The sequence below is a fragment of the Cupriavidus sp. H18C1 genome (genome assembly GCF_049311595.1).
GTDB classification, from domain to species: domain Bacteria; phylum Pseudomonadota; class Gammaproteobacteria; order Burkholderiales; family Burkholderiaceae; genus Cupriavidus; species Cupriavidus cauae.
Genome location: NZ_CP186008.1, coordinates 3,328,298 through 3,347,966, shown reverse-complemented (window position 1 = coordinate 3,347,966; position 19,669 = coordinate 3,328,298). Strand labels below are relative to the sequence as shown.

General features: G+C 68.8%; 12 protein-coding genes and 6 pseudogenes. 3 read left to right on the top strand and 15 right to left on the bottom strand.

All coding sequences use genetic code 11. The features are described from left to right. Positions 1-266: 266 nt before the first annotated feature. A pseudogene (locus OJJOAM_RS15375) lies at positions 267-972 on the top strand (Bax inhibitor-1/YccA family protein). A 161-nt stretch (positions 973-1,133) separates the two neighbouring features. Here OJJOAM_RS15375 and rlmD read toward each other — a convergent pair. Next, positions 1,134-2,651 carry a 23S rRNA (uracil(1939)-C(5))-methyltransferase RlmD gene (rlmD, locus tag OJJOAM_RS15370; protein WP_422649615.1) on the bottom strand — a complete coding sequence of 506 codons (1,518 nt, stop codon included), beginning with the start codon at positions 2,649-2,651 and terminating at the stop codon, positions 1,134-1,136. Positions 2,652-2,717: 66 nt separating this feature from the next. Between rlmD and OJJOAM_RS15365 the strand changes: the two genes are divergently transcribed. Continuing rightward, a complete protein-coding gene (locus OJJOAM_RS15365; protein WP_422648443.1) occupies positions 2,718-3,578 on the top strand; it encodes an endonuclease/exonuclease/phosphatase family protein in 861 nt (286 codons plus the stop codon). Between the two features lie 69 nt (positions 3,579-3,647). Here the strand turns inward: OJJOAM_RS15365 and OJJOAM_RS15360 are convergent. The 5 genes and pseudogenes from OJJOAM_RS15360 to surE all read right to left on the bottom strand — a co-directional run bounded on the left by OJJOAM_RS15360 (position 3,648) and on the right by surE (position 8,255). Continuing rightward, positions 3,648-4,491: pseudogene (locus tag OJJOAM_RS15360) on the bottom strand (3'-5' exonuclease). Next, positions 4,488-5,655: pseudogene (rpoS, locus tag OJJOAM_RS15355) on the bottom strand (RNA polymerase sigma factor RpoS). The pseudogenes OJJOAM_RS15360 and rpoS overlap by 4 nt, the downstream one beginning before the upstream one ends. Before the next feature lie 6 nt (positions 5,656-5,661). Further along, positions 5,662-6,522, bottom strand: coding sequence for a peptidoglycan DD-metalloendopeptidase family protein (locus OJJOAM_RS15350; RefSeq protein WP_422648442.1), 861 nt, complete (start codon positions 6,520-6,522; stop codon positions 5,662-5,664). 8 nt (positions 6,523-6,530) lie between these two features. Further along, the gene (locus OJJOAM_RS15345; RefSeq protein WP_422648441.1) at positions 6,531-7,457 is read right to left on the bottom strand and encodes a protein-L-isoaspartate(D-aspartate) O-methyltransferase; all 927 of its coding nucleotides are present in this window, start codon (positions 7,455-7,457) and stop codon (positions 6,531-6,533) included. Between the two features lie 45 nt (positions 7,458-7,502). Continuing rightward, positions 7,503-8,255 carry a 5'/3'-nucleotidase SurE gene (gene surE / locus OJJOAM_RS15340; RefSeq protein WP_422649614.1) on the bottom strand — a complete coding sequence of 251 codons (753 nt, stop codon included), beginning with the start codon at positions 8,253-8,255 and terminating at the stop codon, positions 7,503-7,505. Positions 8,256-8,590: 335 nt separating this feature from the next. Between surE and OJJOAM_RS15335 the strand changes: the two genes are divergently transcribed. Then, the gene (locus tag OJJOAM_RS15335; protein ID WP_422648440.1) at positions 8,591-9,565 is read left to right on the top strand and encodes an NADPH:quinone oxidoreductase family protein; all 975 of its coding nucleotides are present in this window, start codon (positions 8,591-8,593) and stop codon (positions 9,563-9,565) included. Between the two features lie 59 nt (positions 9,566-9,624). Here the strand turns inward: OJJOAM_RS15335 and OJJOAM_RS15330 are convergent. The 9 genes and pseudogenes from OJJOAM_RS15330 to OJJOAM_RS15290 all read right to left on the bottom strand — a co-directional run bounded on the left by OJJOAM_RS15330 (position 9,625) and on the right by OJJOAM_RS15290 (position 18,419). Continuing rightward, positions 9,625-10,417: pseudogene (locus tag OJJOAM_RS15330) on the bottom strand (ABC transporter permease). Positions 10,418-10,512: 95 nt separating this feature from the next. Next, a pseudogene (locus tag OJJOAM_RS15325) lies at positions 10,513-11,326 on the bottom strand (ABC transporter ATP-binding protein). A 255-nt stretch (positions 11,327-11,581) separates the two neighbouring features. After that, the gene (locus OJJOAM_RS15320) at positions 11,582-12,628 is read right to left on the bottom strand and encodes an ABC transporter substrate-binding protein (protein WP_149319862.1); all 1,047 of its coding nucleotides are present in this window, start codon (positions 12,626-12,628) and stop codon (positions 11,582-11,584) included. Between the two features lie 179 nt (positions 12,629-12,807). Continuing rightward, complete coding sequence (locus OJJOAM_RS15315; protein WP_422649613.1) at positions 12,808-13,791, bottom strand: Bug family tripartite tricarboxylate transporter substrate binding protein; 984 nt, start codon at positions 13,789-13,791, stop codon at positions 12,808-12,810. A gap of 163 nt (positions 13,792-13,954) precedes the next feature. Then, on the bottom strand, positions 13,955-14,983 hold the full coding sequence (locus OJJOAM_RS15310; RefSeq protein WP_422648439.1) for a hydroxymethylglutaryl-CoA lyase: 1,029 nt from the start codon (positions 14,981-14,983) through the stop codon (positions 13,955-13,957). Beyond that, on the bottom strand, positions 14,980-16,176 hold the full coding sequence (locus OJJOAM_RS15305; RefSeq protein WP_422648438.1) for a CaiB/BaiF CoA transferase family protein: 1,197 nt from the start codon (positions 16,174-16,176) through the stop codon (positions 14,980-14,982). The genes OJJOAM_RS15310 and OJJOAM_RS15305 overlap by 4 nt, the downstream gene beginning before the upstream one ends. Positions 16,177-16,487: 311 nt before the next feature. After that, on the bottom strand, positions 16,488-17,393 hold the full coding sequence (locus OJJOAM_RS15300) for a LysR family transcriptional regulator (RefSeq protein WP_053822073.1): 906 nt from the start codon (positions 17,391-17,393) through the stop codon (positions 16,488-16,490). A gap of 49 nt (positions 17,394-17,442) precedes the next feature. Beyond that, positions 17,443-18,058, bottom strand: a pseudogene (gene recR, locus OJJOAM_RS15295) (recombination mediator RecR). Positions 18,059-18,086: 28 nt separating this feature from the next. Further along, complete coding sequence (locus tag OJJOAM_RS15290) at positions 18,087-18,419, bottom strand: YbaB/EbfC family nucleoid-associated protein (RefSeq protein WP_023263605.1); 333 nt, start codon at positions 18,417-18,419, stop codon at positions 18,087-18,089. Positions 18,420-19,669 lie beyond the last annotated feature (1,250 nt).

Here is a 19,669-nt window from a genome sequence, read left to right as displayed (position 1 = left end):
TCGAGAGCCGGCGGCGGCGAAACGATCGGGGCTGCATCCCATAGATTATCGCGGCGCACCATCGTAGCGATATGGGACAAAGGGACGGGAACACCGGCCAGCCCTGCCGATCCAAGGCAACGTAAGCGCCTCATCTGTTCCTCGACGGTTTCGCGATTTTTAGTGCATTTTGAATCACTCTGCACTTGCAATCGTGCAAGGACGATGCCACATTGGCGAGGTGTCCGCCGGCGCTTCCGGCACCGCCCTTTGAATGAGGAGTCATCATGAACGACAAGCTGAATACCTATGGTTTCGGCAATGCCGGCGCGACGGCGGGAGCCGTCACCGTCCGCAATCGGGTCCTGCGCAATACCTACTGGCTGCTGGCGCTGTCGATGGTGCCGACCGTGCTCGGCGCCTGGATCGGCGTGGCGACCGGCTTCAGCTTCATGGCCGCCAGCCCCGGCCTGTCGCTGATCCTGTTCCTCGCGATCGCCTTCGGCTTCTTCTTCGCGATCGAAAAGACCAAGAACAGCGCCATGGGGGTCGTGCTGCTACTGGCCTTCACGTTCTTCATGGGCCTGATGCTGTCGCGGATCATCGGCTCGGTGCTGCAGTTCTCGAACGGACCGGCGCTGATCATGTATGCGTTCGGCGGCACCGCGGCGGTCTTTGCCACGATGGCGACCGTCGCCACGGTCAGCAAGCGCGATTTCTCCGGCCTGGGCAAGTTCCTGTTCGTCGGCGTGATCCTGCTGATCCTGGCCAGCGTGGCCAACATCTGGCTGCAGCTGCCCTCGCTGATGATCACCGTCTCGGTGATCGCGATCGGCATCTTCTCGGCCTACATGCTGTATGACGTGCAGCGCGTGGTGAACGGCGGGGGAGACCAACTACATCACGGCGACGCTGGCGATCTACCTGGACGTCTACAACGTCTTCGTCAACCTGCTGGCGCTGCTGGGCATCTTCGGCGGCAGCCGCGAATAAGCGACCGCTTCACCGCCATGACGAAGGGCCGGCAATGCCGGCCCTTTTTATTGCCCCACGCGGTTGCTCTGTCGCTGGCCCCGGGCCGGCGGTTCGGGCCGATGGTCCCGGCCGATCCCGCCGCCCATCGCCCCGGACGACCACCCCGGAGGATCGCCCGATCAGGCCCGCTCGAACACCGCGATCGACTCCACGTGCGAGGTGTGCGGGAACATGTTGACCACGCCGGCACCGCGCAGCCGGTAGCCGGCCTCGTGCACCAGCAGGCCGGCGTCGCGCGCCAGCGTGGCCGGATTGCAGGAGACATAGACGATACGGCCAGGCAGCACGTCGCTGCCCGCCTGCGCCAGCTCGGCCAGCGCCTTGCTGACGGCCAGCGCGCCTTCCCGCGGCGGATCGACCAGCCAGCGGTCGAAGCGCCCCAGCGCGGCGATATCCTCGGCGCTGACCTCGAACAGGTTGCGGCAGGCAAAGGCGACCTTGTGCGCCAGGCCGTTGTATTCGGCATTGGCCAGCGCCCGCTCCGTCAGCGCCTCGCTGCCTTCGATGCCCATCACCTCCCGCCCCTGCGTCGCCAGCGGCAGCGTGAAGTTGCCGATGCCGCAGAACAGGTCCAGCAGCCGGTCGCCCGGCTGCGCGTCGAGCAGCCGCAGCGCGCGCTTGATCAGCACGCGGTTGATCTGATGGTTGACCTGGGTGAAATCGGTCGGCTTGAACGGCATGCGGATGCCGAATTCCGGCAGCGTATAAGCCAGTTCGCGATCGAGCGGATAGAACGGCACCACCGTGTCCGGGCCCTTGGGCTGCAGCCAGAACTGCACGTTGTGGCGGTCGGCGAAGGCGCGCAGCAGGTCGCGGTCGGCGTCATTCAGCGGCTCGAGGATCCGCAGCACCAGCGCGGTGACATCCTGACCGACGGCCAGCTCGATCTGCGGCATGCGGTCGCGGATCGACAGCCCGGCCACCAGCTCGCGCAGCGGCACCAGCATCGCCGACACATGCGGCGGCAGCACCTCGCACGACGTCATGTCGGCGACATAGCTGCTCTTGCGCTCGTGAAACCCGACCAGCACCCCGCCTTTCTTGACCACGTGGCGCACCGTCAGGCGGGCGCGGTAGCGATAGCCCCAGTCGGGTCCGGCGATCGGCCGGAACACCATCTCGGGCCGCACCTTGGCCAGGTGCCACAGGTTGTCTTCCAGCACGCGCTGCTTGATCGCGAGCTGGGCGCGCGCGTCCAGGTGCTGCATCGAACAGCCGCCGCAGACGCCGAAATTGACGCAACCGGGCTGCACCCGCATCACCGACGCTTCCCTGACCTCGACCAAATGCGCCTGCTCGAAGCTCGGCTTGCGGCGATAGCTCTGGTAGGCCACCGTTTCGCCCGGCAGCGCGCCCTCGACGAAGACCACCTTGCCCGGCGTCCCGTCCTCGTTGACCAGCCGTCCCACGCCGCGCGCCTCCATGTCGAGGCTGTCGATCTTCACGGTCGGATGGACCTGGGCCTCGGCGCCGGCGGCCGATGCGGCGGCGCCGCCACGCTTGCGGTTGGGAGCGGGCGAGGCTGCCGGTTGCTGCACCGGCTCGGGGGCGGATTGCGGGGGAGACACGGCTTGAGACACCAGCGGGACCTGACGTATTGTTTTGCGAAAGCGCGATTGTAGACCAGTCGCCGCGATCGGCACGGGCACCAACGGAACGGCGGCGACGCAGTCGCGTGGAGAACGCCCCGGCGGAGGCAAGCGATGGAACTGATCAATTGGAACATCCAGTGGGGACGCGGCTGCGACGGCCAGGTCGACCTCGCCCGCACCGTATCGACGCTGCGCGCGCTGGCCGACTTCGACGTGCTGTGCCTGCAGGAGGTGACGCGCGGCTTCGGCGAGATGCCGGGCAACCCGGGCGCGGACCAGGTCGCCGAGCTGGCGGCGCTGCTGCCCGGCTACCACCTGCTGTTCGCGCCTGGCGTCGACCGCTTCGGGCCGGACGGCATGCCGCGCCAGTTCGGCAACCTGATCGCGACGCGCCTGCCGGTATGCGAGGTATTCCGCCATGCGCTGCCGTGGCCCGCCGATCCGACGGTCGCGTCGATGCCGCGCGTTGCGCTGGAAGCGACCGTGATCGCCGGCACCCAACGGCTGCGCATCATCTGCACGCATCTGGAGTATTACTCGGCCCTGCAACGCAACGCACAGGCCGAAGCGTTGCGCGCCTGGCATGCCGAGGCCTGCGGGCATGCGGCAAGGCCGGGACCGGCGGAACAGCGCTTCGGCCCGTTCACGCCCGAGGGACGTCCACCCAGCGCCATCCTGTGCGGCGACTTCAACAGCAAACCCGATGACACCGCCTACCTGCGCCTGACCGCACCCTTCGACGACGGCACGCCGGCATGGCGCGATGCCTGGCTGCATCTGCATCCGGGCCGGCCGCACGCGCCGACCTGCGCGCTGTACGACAAGGCGCAGTGGGACGAGCCGCCCTTCGCCTGCGACTTCATGCTGGTGACCGAGGATCTGCTGGAACGTGTGGTTCGTTGCGAGGTCGACGGCAGCACGCAGGCATCGGACCACCAGCCGGTGCACCTGTCGCTGCGGGACATTGAATAAGGGACAACCGGGAGTAACGCGGAGACGAAACGAACCGAGGGGCAAGAAACTGGCGGCGACTCGGACCGTTCAGTCGATCTCTTCGTCGTCGGCCACGCGGCTCGACGGCTGCAGCTGGAAGGCGCGCAGATATTCCATCCATTGCGGCCCGGGCAGTTCCGCCAGCGATTCCTGCACCAGTTCGACCTCGGCATCGAACTCGCGCGGCGTCAGACCGCCGCGCATCATCTGGAAGCGGCAGTACATCAGATACGTGTTGACGACGTCGGTCTCGCAATAGGCGCGGATCGCGCCGATCTGCCCCTGCTGGAACGCTTCCCACACCTTGCTGCCGTCCATCCCCATCTTGCCTGGGAAGCCGCACAGCTTGGCGAGGTCGTCCAGCGGCGCGCTCGCACGCGGCTGGTACATCGCCAGCAGATCCATCAGATCCAGATGACGCATGTGGTAGCGGCTGATGTAGTTGTTCCACTTGAAGTCGCGGCTGTCGTCGTCGCGGCCCTCGCCCATTTCCCAATAGCGGGGCGCGGTGACGCCGTGGACCAGCCCGCGATAGTGCAGCACCGGCAGATCGAAGCCGCCGCCGTTCCACGACACCAGTTGCGGACTGTAGCGTGCGATCAGTTCGTAGAAGCGCTGGATCAGCGTCGCTTCGCCGTCGTCCTCGCTGCCGAGCGAGCCGACATGGAACAGCGCGGTGCCGTCGCGCTGCGTGCGGCGCAGCACGCAGGGAGATCGCAACCACGCGTTGCAGATGCAGGGGGAGAAAATCGCTGCCGGTCTTTTCGCGGCGGGCGGCGAAGGCCAGCTCCGCGACCTCGGCATCGGTGAGGCCCAGCGGATGGTCGTGCAGACGGCGCAGGCCGGCGACATCGGGAACCGTCTCGATGTCGAATACCAGCACAGGCGTCATAGAACCGCGTCCTTGCGCACCCCTTGCGAAGCGAAATGCCGCTTGAGCTTGACCAGCGCTTCCTGCTGGATCTGGCGCACGCGTTCGCGCGTCAGGCCCATCTCCTCGGCCAGCTCTTCCAGCGTGGCCGGCTCGATATGGTTCAGGCCGAAGCGGCGCTCGACGACATAGCGGTGCTTCTCGGACAGCCGCGCCAGCCACAGCTTCATCAGGTTCTCGAGCTCGCGATGCGCGACCTCCTGATCCGGCGCGGCATTGTGCTCGTCCGACAGGAAGTCGAGCAGGCTCGAACCCGGATCGAGATCGAACGGCGTATCGAGCGAGGTCGTGTGTTCGTTCAGTGCGAGGACGTCCTGCACTTCATCGGGGGTCTTGCCGAGCAGATGCGCGATGTCCTCGAGGCTGGCGTCGCGTCCGTCGGTACCGCCCTTCTCCAGATGCCGCTTGGCGCGCAGCACCTGGTTCAGTTCGCGGATCACGTGCACCGGCAGGCGAACCGTGCGCGCCTGATTCATGATCGCGCGTTCGATGCTCTGGCGGATCCACCAGGTGGCATAGGTCGAGAAACGGAAGCCGCGCGACGGATCGAATTTCTCGATCGCATGCATCAGGCCGAGGTTGCCCTCCTCGATCAGATCGAGCAGCGGCACGCCGCGATTCAGATAGCCCTTGGCGATGCTGACCACCAGGCGCAGGTTGCGCTCGATCATGACCTGACGCGCGGAGAAATCGCCGTCCTTGGCCAACGTCGAGAAATGGAGTTCTTCGGGAGCCGACAGCAGCGGCTTGATGCTGATGCGGTTCAGATAGTGCTGAACGGTATCGGCGGCGAGTTCGGTATGCAGGGCGCTGCGGAATTCGTCCTGCTCGGTGGCGACCGCTTCGGTCGCGCCCTCTTCCCTCGTCGCTCTCGCGCTCGCCTTCGTCATCGTCGCGCCCGCCCGCGTCGCCGTCGTCGGCCATCAGGTCGGCCTCGCGCAAACCCACTGCACCCGCGCCGGGCGCGATCGGTTCGTCGGTCAGGGGAATCAGCTCGGCCGCCAGATCGTGATCGTAGCCATCGGCTTGACCGTCACGATGTGCCACACCAGAACGTGCTTCCGGTTGCTTGGCACGACGGGTGCGGCTGGCGGTTCCGGAGGAGACTGTTTTCTGGCGTGGCATGAACCCTCACTGTGGCGGCAAATACCGCATCGGATCGACCGGTTTCCCGTTCCTGCGAACTTCGAAATGCAGTTTCACGCGATCGGCATCGGTATTGCCCATCTCTGCAATTTTCTGACCCCGGCGGACCGTTGCCTGTTCGGTCACGACAACCTTGTCGTTGTGGCCGTAGGCAGTAAGAAAAGTCTCGTTGTGTTTGATGATGACAAGATTCCCGTAGCCGCGCAAGGGGCCTACGTGAATCACCCGACCGTCGTCCGCGGCGAGCACCGCATCGCCGCGCTGGCCGCTGATATCGATGCCCTTGTTGCCCTTTTCGTCGAAGCGTCCGAGCAGCGAACCGCGCGCGGGCCAGGCCAGCTGGATGTTGCCGTCCGCGGGCGCGCCGGGGATCGGCGCAGCGGCCGCGGGCGCCGACGCGGCCGAGGGCGAGGTCGCGCCCGGCGTGGTCGCCGGCGGCAGCCCCGCCTGCTCGAGCGGCTGGCCTTGCACCGCGGCCGGCGCGACCGGCATCGTGGCAACGCCCGTGGCCGCATTGACGTCCGCGCCCGGCGGCACGATGCGCAGCAGTTGGCCGACCTCGATCTGATTGGCGTTGACGATATTGTTCCAGGCCGCGACATCGCGATACGACTGGCCGTTCTCGAGGGCGATGCGATACAGCGTATCGCCGCGCTTGACCCGATAGTAGCCGGGGGGCGCGGGCTCGACCGGTGCGATCGTGGTCCCGGTACCGCCGGCGGTGCGGTCGATCACGGGCGCGGGCATCGGCGAGGAAGCGCAGGCGGCCAGCAGGGCTGCCAGCAGCGAGGCGGTGGCGAGCTGGCCCGCGCGGATAAGACGTTGCGAAGTCACGGTGTTGTGCATAGTTCGACTCAGGTGGTGCCCGATTTTAATGGCACAAAGAAAACGGCTTCAAGCGCGGTGCGGTGAAAACGATGCCGGTTCCGGCGCTCGATCAGCAGCAGTTGCTGCGTCACGGTCTGCCCCTGCTTGTGCCCGTCCGCGCTGGCGGACGCGACCGCGACCGGCGCGATCAGCCTGCCGCCGACCTCCAACTGCTCCAGAAGCGCCTCCGGCACCTCCATGCCCGCCGCGGCCAGGATGATCGAGGAAAACGGTGCGGCCTGCGGCAGCCCCAGCATGCCGTCGCCATAGTGCAGGCGCAGATTGGGCAGCCGCAGCGCCCGCAGGTTGGCCTTGGCCTGTTCGTGCAGCGGCCGGATCCGCTCGATCGAAAACACGTCGCGCGCGACCAGGCTCAGCACCGCGGCCTGGTAGCCGCAACCGGTGCCGATCTCCAGCACGCGCTCGAGCGGCTGCGCGGGGGCCAGCCCATGGCGCAGCAGTTCGATCATGCGGGCCACCACCGACGGCTTCGAGATGGTCTGCTGATGGCCGATCGGCAGCGCCGCGTCCTCGTAGGCCTGCGAGGCCAGCCCCGGCTCCAGGAACAGATGGCGCGGCACGGTCGCGATCGCCTGCAGCACGCGCTCGTCGCGAATGCCGCCGCTGCGCAGCCGCGCTGTCAGCGCGGCGCGCGCGCGGTCCGAGGCCATGCCGCCGCCGCCCACGCTGGCCGCGATGGTGCGGGCCTGCACCGCACTGCCCGGCGGCGCCGGCGCGGGCACCGGTGCGGCGGCGGGCGGCACGCGGCGCGCCGGCGTCGGCGCCGGGGCCGGCGTGGCCGCGCGCTTGCCGACGATCGCCGGCAGGCCGGCGGTCCGCGCGGGCGCGGGCTTGCGCTCGACCACCGAGTCGAGCGTCAGCGGAAACTTCGGACGGCGCGGGCTCGAACTCATGGCCTCAACGCGCCCAGGGTCCCTGCGGCCGGCACGCGGCTGGCCTCATGCGAGCCATTGCCGCAGCGAATCGAGCTGGGCGCGGTGGGTCAGATCCAGCTGCAGCGGCGTCAGCGAAACGTAGCCCTCCGCGGTCGCGTGGAAATCGGTGCCTTCGCTGGCATCGAGCGCATCGCCGGCCGGGCCGATCCAGTAGTTGGTCTCGCCGCGCGGATTGACCTGCGAGATCACCGGCTGCGAAGGATGGCGCTTGCCCAGCCGCGTGGCGCGCAGCCCGCGGATATGTTCGTACGGCAGATTGGGGATGTTGACGTTGAGCAGGAACGGTTCGCGCGGCGGTGTCGCGATGGCGCGCTCGACGATGCCGCGCGCAATGCGGGCCGCGGCGTCCAGATGTTCCCAGCCCTTGTCGACCTGCGAGAAGGCGATCGACGGGATGCCGAGCAGAAAGCCCTCGATCGCGGCGGCGACGGTGCCGGAGTACAGCACGTCCTCGCCCATGTTCTGGCCCTGGTTGATGCCCGACACCACCAGGTCCGGCCTTTCGTCGAGCAGGCCGGTCAGCGCGATATGCACGCAGTCGGTCGGCGTGCCATTGACGAAGCGAAATCCCTTCTGCACGCCCTCGCGCGCCTCGAACACCGTCAGCGGCCGCTGCAGCGTCAGCGAATTCGATGCGCCGCTATGATTCTGCTCGGGGGCGATCACGGTGATACGGCCCAGCGGCGCCAGCGCGGCATGCAGCATGGCAAGTCCCGGCGCGAGGTAACCGTCGTCGTTGGCGAGAAGGATATGCATGGCCGCGATTGTACCCGAGGCGATTGCGATGGCGTCGCGTCGCGGTGCCGCTTCGCCGAGCGATTTGCAGCCGATCACGGCCACCGTCCCGGCGAACACCGGGGCAAACACCGGGGCAAACAGCGGGGCGAACACCGGGGCAAACAGCGGGGCGAACACCAGGGCGAACACCGGGGCGAACCCCGGCCAACACCACGACCACCTCCGCCGCAACACCGTGGCCACCACCGCCCTCCCCGCCGAACTGAACGACCGTACTATTTCTGCGCTACACTAGCCCGGGCCGCGTGGCCGCGCGGTCCAGATCGAGGCATCAAGACATTCATGGAGACACGATGAAAGCCGTACTGTGCAAAGCCTGGGGCCCGCCCGATTCGCTGGTGCTCGAAACCCTGCCCGACCTGGTCGCCGGTCCCGGCGAAGTGGTGATCGACGTCAAGGCCGCCGGCGTCAATTTCCCGGACGTGCTGATCATCCAGAACAAGTACCAGGCCAAGCCGCAGCTGCCCTTCTCGCCCGGCTCGGAACTGGCCGGCATCGTGAATTCGGTCGGCGAGCGCGTCAGCCACGTCAAGCCCGGCGACAAGGTGATCGCCTATCTGGGCAACGGTGCCTTCGCGACGCAGGCCAAGGCGCCCGCCGCCGCGGTGGTGCCGATGCCGCCGGGCATCGATTTCGAGACCGCCGCCGCCTTTACGCTGACCTATGGCACCTCGCACCACGCGGTCGTCGATCGCGGCGAGCTGAAGGCGGGCGAGACCATGCTGGTGCTCGGCGCGGCCGGCGGCGTGGGCCTGGCCGCGATCGAGATCGGCAAGGCGATCGGCGCGCGCGTAATCGCGGCCGCGTCGACCGACGAGAAGCTGGCCGTCTGCAAGGAACATGGCGCCGACGCGCTGATCAACTACAGCACCGAGGACCTGCGCGAGCGCATCAAGGCGCTGACCGACGGCAAGGGTCCGGACGTCATCTATGACCCGGTCGGCGGCATCTATGCGGAACCCGCATTCCGCTCGATCGGCTGGCGCGGCCGCTATCTGGTGGTGGGCTTCGCCAACGGCGAGATTCCGAAGATGCCGCTGAACCTGGCGCTGCTCAAGGGCGCCTCGCTGGTCGGCGTGTTCTGGGGCGAATTCACGCGCCGCGAGCCGCGCGCGAACCAGGCCAACATGGCGCAGATGCTGGGCTGGATGAAGGAAGGCAAGATCCGCCCGCACATCTCGGCGCGCTATCCGCTGGAACAGGCCCCGCAGGCGCTCAAGGACATGGAAGCGCGCAAGGTCACCGGCAAGATCGTGATCACGCCCTAAGGTCCCGCCGAATCCCCAGGACCATCCCTCTCCCGCGCACGGGAGAGGGAAAATCCCTCCTACAGCTTCTCCGTCTCCCCGCTTTTCGGCTGCCACTTCATCAGCCGGCGCTCCACCACCCCCCACCATCCAGTCCAGCACCAGCGCGAACGCGGTCAGCACCACGATGCCCGCGAACACCGTGTTGATGTCGAAGGTCCCCTCCGCCTGCAGGATCAGGTAGCCGACGCCGCGCGCCGAGCCCAGGTATTCGCCGACCACCGCGCCGACGAAGGCCAGGCCCACCGAGGTATGCAGCGACGAGAAGACCCAGCTGGTCGCGCTCGGCAGGTAGACATGGCGCAGCAGCTGCTGCCGGTTCGCGCCCAGCATGCGCGCGTTGGCGAGCACCACGGGACTGACTTCCTTGACGCCCTGGTAGACGTTGAAGAAGACGATGAAGAACACCAGCGTCACCGCCAGCGCGACCTTGGACCAGATCCCGAGCCCGAACCACACCGCGAAGATCGGCGCCAGAATCACGCGCGGCATCGAGTTCATCGCCTTGATATACGGATCAAGAATGGCAGAGGCCATCGGGCTCAGCGCCAGCCACAGGCCCACGCCCAGGCCGGCGACGGTGCCGATGCCGAACGCCAGCACCGTCTCGAGCAGCGTCACGCCCAGGTGCAGGTAGATATCGCGCTCGACGAAGAACCAGCTCCAGACGCGCTGCGCGACCAGCCACGGCTCGCCGAAGAAGAACGCCACCTGTTGCGAGCGCGTGGCCAGGTGCCAGCCGCCGAGAATGACCACGAGGACGAGCAGTTGCCAGACGCGGAGCATGCTGCGGGAATCGGTACGGAATGCCATGGATGTTTTTGCTTGTGAGTTCCGGGATCGTCGGTATCAGTGCAGGCAGAGTGCGGACTGCGTGCGGGCGGCGTGCAGGCTGGGCGCAGGCCGCCTCAGGCGACCTTGCGCTGCTGCGCATAGCCCTTGAGCACCTCTTCGCGCAACACGTCCCAGATCGCCGCATGCAACTCGACGAAGCGAAGATGGTTGCGGATCTCGGCCACGTCGCGCGGCCGCGGCAGATCGATGTCGAATTCGCCGATCGGATGCGTGGCGGGTCCGGCCGACAGCACCACCACGCGATCGCTCATCGCGATCGCCTCGTCCAGGTCGTGCGTGATGAACAGCACCGCCTTGCGCTTGGCCGCCCACAGGTCGAGCACCTCGTTCTCCATCAGCTGGCGCGTCTGCACATCGAGCGCCGAGAACGGTTCGTCCATCAGGATGATGTCGGGGTCGAGCACCAGCGTCTGCGCCAGCGCGACGCGCTTGCGCATGCCGCCCGACAGCTGATGCGGATAGCGGTCGCCGAAGCCGCCCAGGCCGACGCGGCGCAGCCATTCCTCCCCCTTCGGCCACCGCCTGCGCGCGCGGCACGCCGCGAAATTCGAGGCCCGCGATCACGTTGTCGAGCGCGCTGCGCCAGGGCATCAGCGCCTCGGTCTGGAACATGTAGCCGGCGCGCGCGTTGATGCCCGTCAGCGGCTCGCCGAACACGCGCACCTCGCCTGACGACGGCGCCAGCAGGCCCGCGCCGACATTGAGCAAGGTCGACTTGCCGCAACCGGTCGGCCCGACCACCGAGACGAATTCGCCGGGCGCGATCGCCAGCGAGACGTCCTTGACGGCGGTGTAGCGCTGGTTGCGGTCCTCGCGCGAGATGAAGGTACAGGTGACGTTGTCGAGGGAAAGGGCCGGAATGCTCATGCGTTTTCGCTGTGCTTGCGCCGCGCATCGGCCGGGCCGGTGGCGGCGTGGTGTTCGGTGACGGATCGCCGATGCCCTGGCGTCGATGTCCAGGCGTCGGTGACGAAGGGTCGATGACGAAGCCTCGATGACGCCGCGGCGCTGCGCCGATCTTGCGCCCTTTGTCTGATACAAAGCCGGCCCCGCGAAAGCAAAGGCCCGCTGCATGCAGCGGGCCAGGCTTGCCGCGGCCGCCGATGCGCGCCGCGGTACGGCTTACTTGTACTTGGCGTTGGCCTTCTGCACGAAACTGTTGGTGAAGGTCTGGTCCAGCTTGATGGCCTTGCCCTTGAGCGCCGGATCGAACTGCTGCAGCGTCGCCAGCGCCGTGCGCGGGCCGTCGGCCGGCATCATGCCGTCCGGCGAGATCGCTTCCTTGACCTTTTCCCACGCGGACAGATACAGCGCGCGGTCGCCCAGCAGATAGCTCTCCGGCACCGTCTTGACGATGTCCGACGGGCCCGCCTTCTGCAGCCACTTCAGCGCACGCACCATCGCATTGGTCAGCGCCTGCGTGGTGTTGGGGTTCTGCTCGATGAACGAGGCCGAGGCATAGAGGCAGCCCGACGGCATGTTGCCGCCGAACACCGCCTGCGTGTCCTTCAGCGTGCGGGTATCGGCCACCACGCGCACCTCGTTCTTCTGCGTCAGCATCGAGATCACCGGGTCCAGGTTCGCCATCGCGTCGATCTGGCCCGAGCGCATCGCCGCGACCGCGCCATTGCTGGCGCCCACGCCGATGAAGGACACGTCCGACGGCTTCAGCCCGGCCTTGGCCAGCACGAAGTTGGCCATCATGTTGGTCGACGAACCGGGCGCGGTGACGCCGATCTTCTTGCCCTTCAGGTCGGCGACCGATTTGAAGTCCGGCATCGTCTTGTTGGAAGTCACCAGCACGATCTGCGGCGCACGGCCCTGCAGCACGAACTCGCGGTAGTTCTGGCCCTTGGCCTGCAGGTTGATGGTGTGTTCGTAGGCGCCCGAGACCACGTCGGCGCTGCCGCCGACCACGGCCTGCAGCGCCTTGGCGCCGCCGGCGAAGTCGACGATCTCGACGTCGAGCCCTTCGTCCTTGAAGTAGCCCTGGCGCTCGGCGATCGTCAGCGGCAGGTAGTAGAACAGGTTCTTGCCGCCGACCGCGATCGTGACCTTGGCCTTCTCCGGCTTGCCCTGCGCATGCGCGAAGCCGCCGAAGGTGAACCAGCCGGCCAGGAACAGCACCAGCGCGATCAGCACCTGTTTCCAGAATTTGCGGTTGTACATCTGTGTCTCCTGCTTATTGTGTTCCCGCGCGGTGTGATGACGCCACGCACGACGCCGAAGCGACCCGCCGGACGGCCTGACGGCATGCCGGGGCCGCCGCGCGGCTCCGTGCGATGCTATCCGAGGCCGGCGGGTCGCCCCAATCGGGAACACTACCTAGCGCGGGGAGGACCAGCGCATCATTCCGCCTGGATATTGGCCGACTGGATGACCTTGCCCCAGCGCGTCAGCTCGGCGCGCTGGTACTGTCCGAGCTGCGTCGGGTTCATGTACTTCGCCTCGGCGCCCAGCTCCTCGGCCTTCTTGCGGAAGGCCTCGGTCTTCATGATCTTGTCGATCTCGCCGGTCAGCTTGTCGACCACGGGCTTGGGCGTGCCGGCGGGCGCGTACATCGCGAACCACGACGACACGTCGAGATCGGCGTAGCCCGCCTCGGGCGCGGACGGCACGTCCTTCAGGCTGGGCAGGCGATTCTTGCTGGTGACCACCAGCGGGCGCAGCTTGCCGGCCTGGATATGCGGAATCAGCGGCGGCGGCGTGGTGATCGTCAGGTCGACCGAGCCGCCCAGCAGGTCGGTCATCGCCGGACCGGTGCCCTTGTACGGCACGTGCGTGATGCGGATGCCGGCCATCTGGTTCAGCAGCTCGGTGGACACGTGCTGCAGCGAGCCGTTGCCCGACGAGGCGTAGTTCAGCTTGTTCGGATTGGCCTTGGCGTAGGCCACCAGCTCGGACAGCGACTTGACCGGCAGGCTCGGGCGCACCACCAGCACCTGCGGCGCCGACAGCAGGTTGGCGACCGGCGCGAAGTCCTTGACCGGATCCCACGACAGGCCCTTCATCAGCAGCGGCGTGATCACGTGGAAGCCCGAGTACTGCACCAGCAGCGTGTAGCCGTCGGGCTTGGCGCGCGCCACCAGCTGCGCGGCGATGCCGCCGGCGCCGCCGGGGCGGTTCTCGACCACCACCGGCTGGCCGAGCGCCTTGGCCAGCGGCTCGGAAATCATGCGCGCGGCCAGGTCGGTGGTGCCGCCCGGCGCCGCGGACACGATCAGCGTGACCGGGCGGTTCGGATAGGCGCCGTCCTGCGCTTGCGCGCCGGTGGCCAGGCACGCCGCGGCGGCGCAAACGGCCGCGGCGAGCAGGCGACGGCGGCCGGGCATGGCCGCATCGACGGAATGAAGCGATTGGGACGTACGGATCGACATGCTGTCTCCTCCAGGAATCGATGTTGTTGTTCGGGTTGTGGGTTGTAAGTCGTAGGCGCGGACGAGGTCCGCGGGCTTGCTGATGATGTCGTTCTTGTGGCTTGCCGGTTGTCGGGCCTTACTGGCCAGCGGAATGCCCGGCGGATTGCCCGGCGGAAGGCTCCGCGAAATGCTCGGCCAGCCAGGCCGGCGGCCGATGCGTGCGCAGCCGCGGACCGGCGCGCAGCAGCTGGCTGCAGACCTCGCGCTCGACCACCGTGGGCAGCTCGCCGATGATGCCGAGCAGGCGCTGCAGGTCGACACCGGTGTCCACGCCCATCGACGCGAACATGTGCACGAGCTCCTCGGTGGCGACGTTGCCGCTGGCACCGGGCGCATAGGGGCAGCCGCCCAGCCCGCCGGCCGCCGCGTCGAAGCGCGACACGCCGGTCTCCCAGGCGGCCAGCGCATTGGCCAGGCCCATGCCGCGCGTGTTGTGCAGATGGATGGTCAGGCCGGTCGCCGGCAGTTCGCGCCGGAACGTCTCGCACACCGCGCGCACCTGGTTCGGATAGGCCATGCCGGTGGTATCGCACAGCGTGATGCCATCCGCGCCGGCCTCGGCGAAGCCGCGCGCCAGCGCCATCACCGCGTCGATCGCGACCTCGCCCTCGAACGGGCAGCCGAATACCGTCGACAGCGAGACATTGACCGGCACGCCGGCCGCGCGCGCGACCTCGATCATCGCCAGCAGCTGCGCCTGCGATTGCGCGCGCGTCATGCGCAGATTGGCGCGGTTGTGCGTCTCGCTGGCCGACATCACCAGATTGACCTCGTCGGGTGCGCACGACAGCGCGCGCTCGAGCCCGCGCAGGTTCGGCACCAGCACCGTGTAGCGCACGCCCTCGGCACGGCGCATGCGGTGCATCACCGCCTCGGCGTCGGCCAGCGCGGGGATCGCCTTGGCGGAGGTGAACGAGGTCGCCTCGATGCGGGCGAAGCCGCAGGCCGACAGCGCCTCCAGCAGCGCGACCTTGGCATCGGTCGGCACCACCACCGGTTCGATCTGCAGGCCGTCGCGCGGCGCGACCTCGTTGATCTGGATGCGGGCCGGGCCGCGCAGCGGGAACTTTGTCGTCGAATGCACGTTCGATGCGGTCGTGTTCATGCCACCACCCCGCGTGCGCGCAGGTCGGCGATGGTCGCGGCATCGAAGCCGGCCTGCGCCAGCACCGCGTCGGTATGCTCGCCCAGCGTCGGCGCGCGATCGCGGATCGCGCCCGGACTGCCCGACAGCTTCGGCACGATGCCCGGCACCTCGACGGTCAGGCCGCTGGCCGCGGTGACCTGCTCGATCACGCCGCGGGCGCGGTAATGCGGGTCCTCCGCGATGTCCTTGACCGTGTAGATGCGACCCGACGGCACCTGCGCCTCGCGCAGCACGGCCAGCGCGCTGTCGATGTCCTGCGTGCGGGTCCACGCGGCGATCGCGGCGTCGAGTTCTTCCACCCGGGCCACGCGGCCGTCGTTGCGCGCCAGCGCCGGATCGTCGGCGAGGTCGGCGCGGCCGATCGCCTGCATCAGCCGCTTGAAGATGGCATCGCCGTTGGCGGCCACCAGCACGTATTCGCCGCTGGCGCACGGATAGGCGTTGGACGGCGCAATGCCGGGCAGCGCGCCGCCGGCCGGCTGGCGCACCGCGCCGAAGGCCGAATACTCGGGCAGCAGGCTCTCGCTCAGGTTGAACAGCGCCTCGTACAGCGCCACGTCGATGACCTGGCCGGTGCCGCCGCGCGCATCGCGCTCGTACAGCGCCAGCAGCACGCCCAGCGCGCCATGCAGGCCGGCGATGGTGTCGCCCAGCGACAGCCCCGCGCGCACCGGCGGGCGGCCCGGCTCACCGGTCAGATGGCGCAACCCGCTCATCGCCTCGGCGACCGCGGCAAACCCGGGCTCGTCGCGCTTCGGCCCGGTCTGGCCGTAGCCCGATACCCGCAGCATGATCAGCTTCGGATTGGCGGCGTGCAGCTCGTCCCAGCCCAGGCCCCACTTTTCCATCGTGCCGGGGCGGAAGTTCTCGATGAGCACGTCGGCCTCGGCGGCCAGCTTGCGCACCAGCGCCTGCCCGTCGGGGCTGCGCAGGTCGATGCAGACCGATTCCTTGTTGCGCGACTGCGCCTCCCACCAGACCGAGGTGTCCTGATACAGCATGCGCCATTTGCGCAGCGGATCGCCCTGTCCGGGCGGTTCGACCTTGATCACGTGGGCGCCGAAATCGGCCAGCGTCTTGGCGGCGAAGGGGCCGGCGATCAGCTGCCCGAGTTCGAGCACGCGGATGCCATCCAGAATCTGTCGCGGCATGCGGATTGTCTCCGGGGATCGGTGTGTGGCGATCGCTGTCTGGCGGTCGGTCGGTGGCGCTCCCTTGCGGCGGACGCCGGACCGTGCGATCGAATTTGGCCGCAGTGTGCCGCAGCCCCGGCGGGCGCGGAAGGCGTCAATCGGTGAAGCGGGCTTTCACCGAACGCGAAAGCCGGAGGGAAATGACGCGGGAGATGACGCGGGAGATAACGCGGGAGATAACGCGGGAGATAACGCGGGAGATAACGCGGGAGATAACGCGGGAGATATCGCGAGAGATGAAGCGGAGACGGTCGGCCGAAGGCCGGGCTTCAGAACGGCGCGCGATCGCCGCAAAGATGGGTGATCAGGAGCCGGGCCGACACCGTCAGCGCGGCCGGGTCGCGCATGCCGATCAGCAGCGAGCGCTGCGCCCAGGCGTCCTGCAGCTTGACCAGCGACAGGCCCATCGACTTGACGTGCGGCTCGGCGGCGATGCGCGGCAGCACGCCGACGCCGAGGCCGGCCATCACCATGCGGCACATCGCATCGAAGCTGCGCACCTGGATGCGCAGCCGGAACGGCCGCTCCAGCCGGCTGCTCTCCTCGAGCAGGCGCGCGGCCAGCGAGGTCACCTGCGGCAGGCTGACGAAGTCGTATTCGAGGGTATCGGCGTAGCGCACCGGGCCGCGCTGCGACAGCGGATGCCCCGGCGGCGTGACCAGCACCAGTTCGTCCTGGCGGTATTCGACGGTGACCAGGCCCGCGCTGGGCGTGCGGTCGGCGAAGATGCCGACGTCGGCGCGGTTCTCGACCAGCGCCGCGACGATATCGCCGCTGTTCTGCTCTTCCAGTTCGATGCGGATGGTCGGATGCAGCCGCATGAAGCCGGCCAGGTCGTCCGGCAGGAACTGCGTGATCGCCGAGGTGTTGGCGCAGACGCGCACCTGCCCGCGCACGCCCGACGCATAGTCGGACATCACGCCCGCCATGCGCTCGACGTCCTGCAGCACGGTCAGCGCGTGATGAAAGCACGCCTGCCCCGCCTCGGTCAGCTGCACGCCCGCCGCATGGCGGAAGAACAGCGGCGCACCGACGGCGGCCTCGAGATCGGAGATCCGTTTGCTGGCCGCGGCGACGGCCAGATGCGACTGGCGCGCGCCGGCCGAGATGCTGCCCTGCCGCGCGACGGCGACGAACAGTCCCAGCGTGACCAGATCGAAGCGGGCCAGGTTCATCGGGCGATCAGACCATGCCGGTCGATGCGAAGCGATACGGCGCCGCGCGTCACAGCGTGCGGCGGTCCATTACCGCGCGCGCGATGGTGCCGGCGTCGACGTATTCGAGCTCGCCGCCGACCGGCACGCCGCGCGCCAGCCGCGAGACCTTGAGCCCGCGCGCCTTCAGCATCTCGCCGATGTAGTGCGCGGTGGCCTCGCCCTCGCTGGTGAAATTGGTGGCGACGATGACCTCGGCTACCGGGCCGCCCAGCGCGGGATCGGTGGCGCGCGCCAGCAGCCGGTCCAGATGGATCTCGCGCGGACCGACACCGTCCAGCGGCGACAGCCGGCCCATCAGCACGAAATACTGGCCGCGATAGGTCAGCGTCTGCTCGATCATCACCTGGTCGGCCGGCGTCTCGACCACGCACAGCAGCGAGGCGTCGCGGCGCGGATCCAGGCAGGTCTCGCAGACCTCGGCCTCGGTGAAGGTGTTGCAGCGCGCGCAGTGGCGCACGCCATCCGCTGCGCCGCGCAGCGCGGTCGCCGAGCCGGCGCGCGCCCTCGCGGTCATGCTGCAGCAGGTGATAGGCGATCCGCTGCGCCGACTTCGGGCCGACGCCGGGCAGCACCTTCAGTGCCTCGACCAGCGCCTGCAGCGAGGTGGGAGTGGATGCCTTCATCGTGAGTCTGCGTTCGGCAAGCCGGCGCTCAGAACGGCAGCTTGAAGCCGGGGGGCAGCGGCAGGCCCGAGGTCATCGAGCCCATCTTCTCCTGCGTGGTGGCTTCGGCCTTGCGCACCGCGTCGTTGAAGGCCGCGGCGACCAGGTCTTCCAGCAGTTCCTTGTCCTCGCCCTCGGCGAGCAGGCTAGGATCGATGGTCACGCGCTTGACGTCGTTCTTGCAGGTCATCACCACCTTGACCAGGCCGGCGCCCGACTGGCCCTCGACCTCGATCAGGGCGAGCTGCTCCTGCATCTTCTTCATGTTTTCCTGCATCTGCTGGGCTTGCTTCATCAGCCCTGCGAGTTGGCCCTTCATCATGATGCTTCTCCTGATATCGATGGATTCGGTGGATCCGGGGGATTCCTTGGGTCGGTACGCCGCTCGGCTTGGATCGTGCGTATGGGCAGCGTGCCGTCGTCAGAGCGCGCGCGGCTGGATCGAGCCCGGCACGATCTGGCCGCCGAACTCGCGCAACAGGCCCTGCACGAAGGGGATCGTTCTCGATCGCGGCCTCGGCCGCGCGCTGGCGCTCGGCGCGCGCCTGCGCATCGGCCGCCGCGGCGGTCTCGCTGACCGCGCCGACCTCGCAGTGCACGCGCACCGCTTCGCCGAAATGGTCAGACAGCGCCTGCGCCAGGCGCTCGACCGCATTGCCTTCGGCGATCGCGGCGACGGGCGCGCGCAGCACGAAGGTGCGGCCCTGCACGCGCGCCAGTTCGCTCTGATACGCGAGCTGCTGGGCCAGGCCCTTCAGCGGCAGGCTCGCGGCCAGCGCGGGCCAGTCGCCGCTGAAGATCGCGGGCGTGCCGTCGTCCGGCGGCAGCGGCGCGGGCGGGCGGCGGGGTCTTGCCCGGGCTCGCGGCGAAGGCTTCGTCCGATGCGGCCGCATCGGCCGCGGCCGGCACGGAGGACACGGGCATGGCCGTGCGCGGCGGCTCGGGGCGGCGCAGCGGCGCGGCGCGTTGCGGCTCGGGTTCGCTGTCGTACGGGCCGATCAGCGGCAGGTCGGGCGGCAGCTCTTCCCACGGCGGTACGTCGCTGCCGCCGGCCAGTTCCCATGGCGGGGGCTCGGCGGACGCGCTCGCGGACGGTGCCGCCTGGGCCGGGGCTTGGGCTGGACCTTGCGACCGGGCTTGAGATTGAGCCGGAGCCTGCGGTGCAGCCGACGGACGCGGCGGCTCGGGCCGGCGTTGCGGCGCGGCAGGGCGCAGCGATTGCGTCGGCGCGGGAGCCGCGGCAGGCGCCGGCGCGGGCGCAGGCGCCGGCGCAACGGGTCGCGCGGCACCGCCGCCCCGCCCTGCCGACGCCTGGCGCGCCGCCGCCAGCGCCGCCCGAGCGGGCGACAGCGGCTTGCCGTCGTTGGCGGGCCTGGCGGCAGGCGCCGGCGCAGCGTCGGGCGCCGCGGGGGCCGCCGCGGACGGCGCTGAGACGGGTGCCGCGGCAGGCGCCGATACGGGCGCCGCGGCGCCCGAAGCCGTCGGGCTTGACGCGGCCGGGCGCGGACCCGGCGTCGCGACGGGCGCTACCGGCGCTACCGGCGCTACGTGAGCGGCGGGCGCGGCAACGGG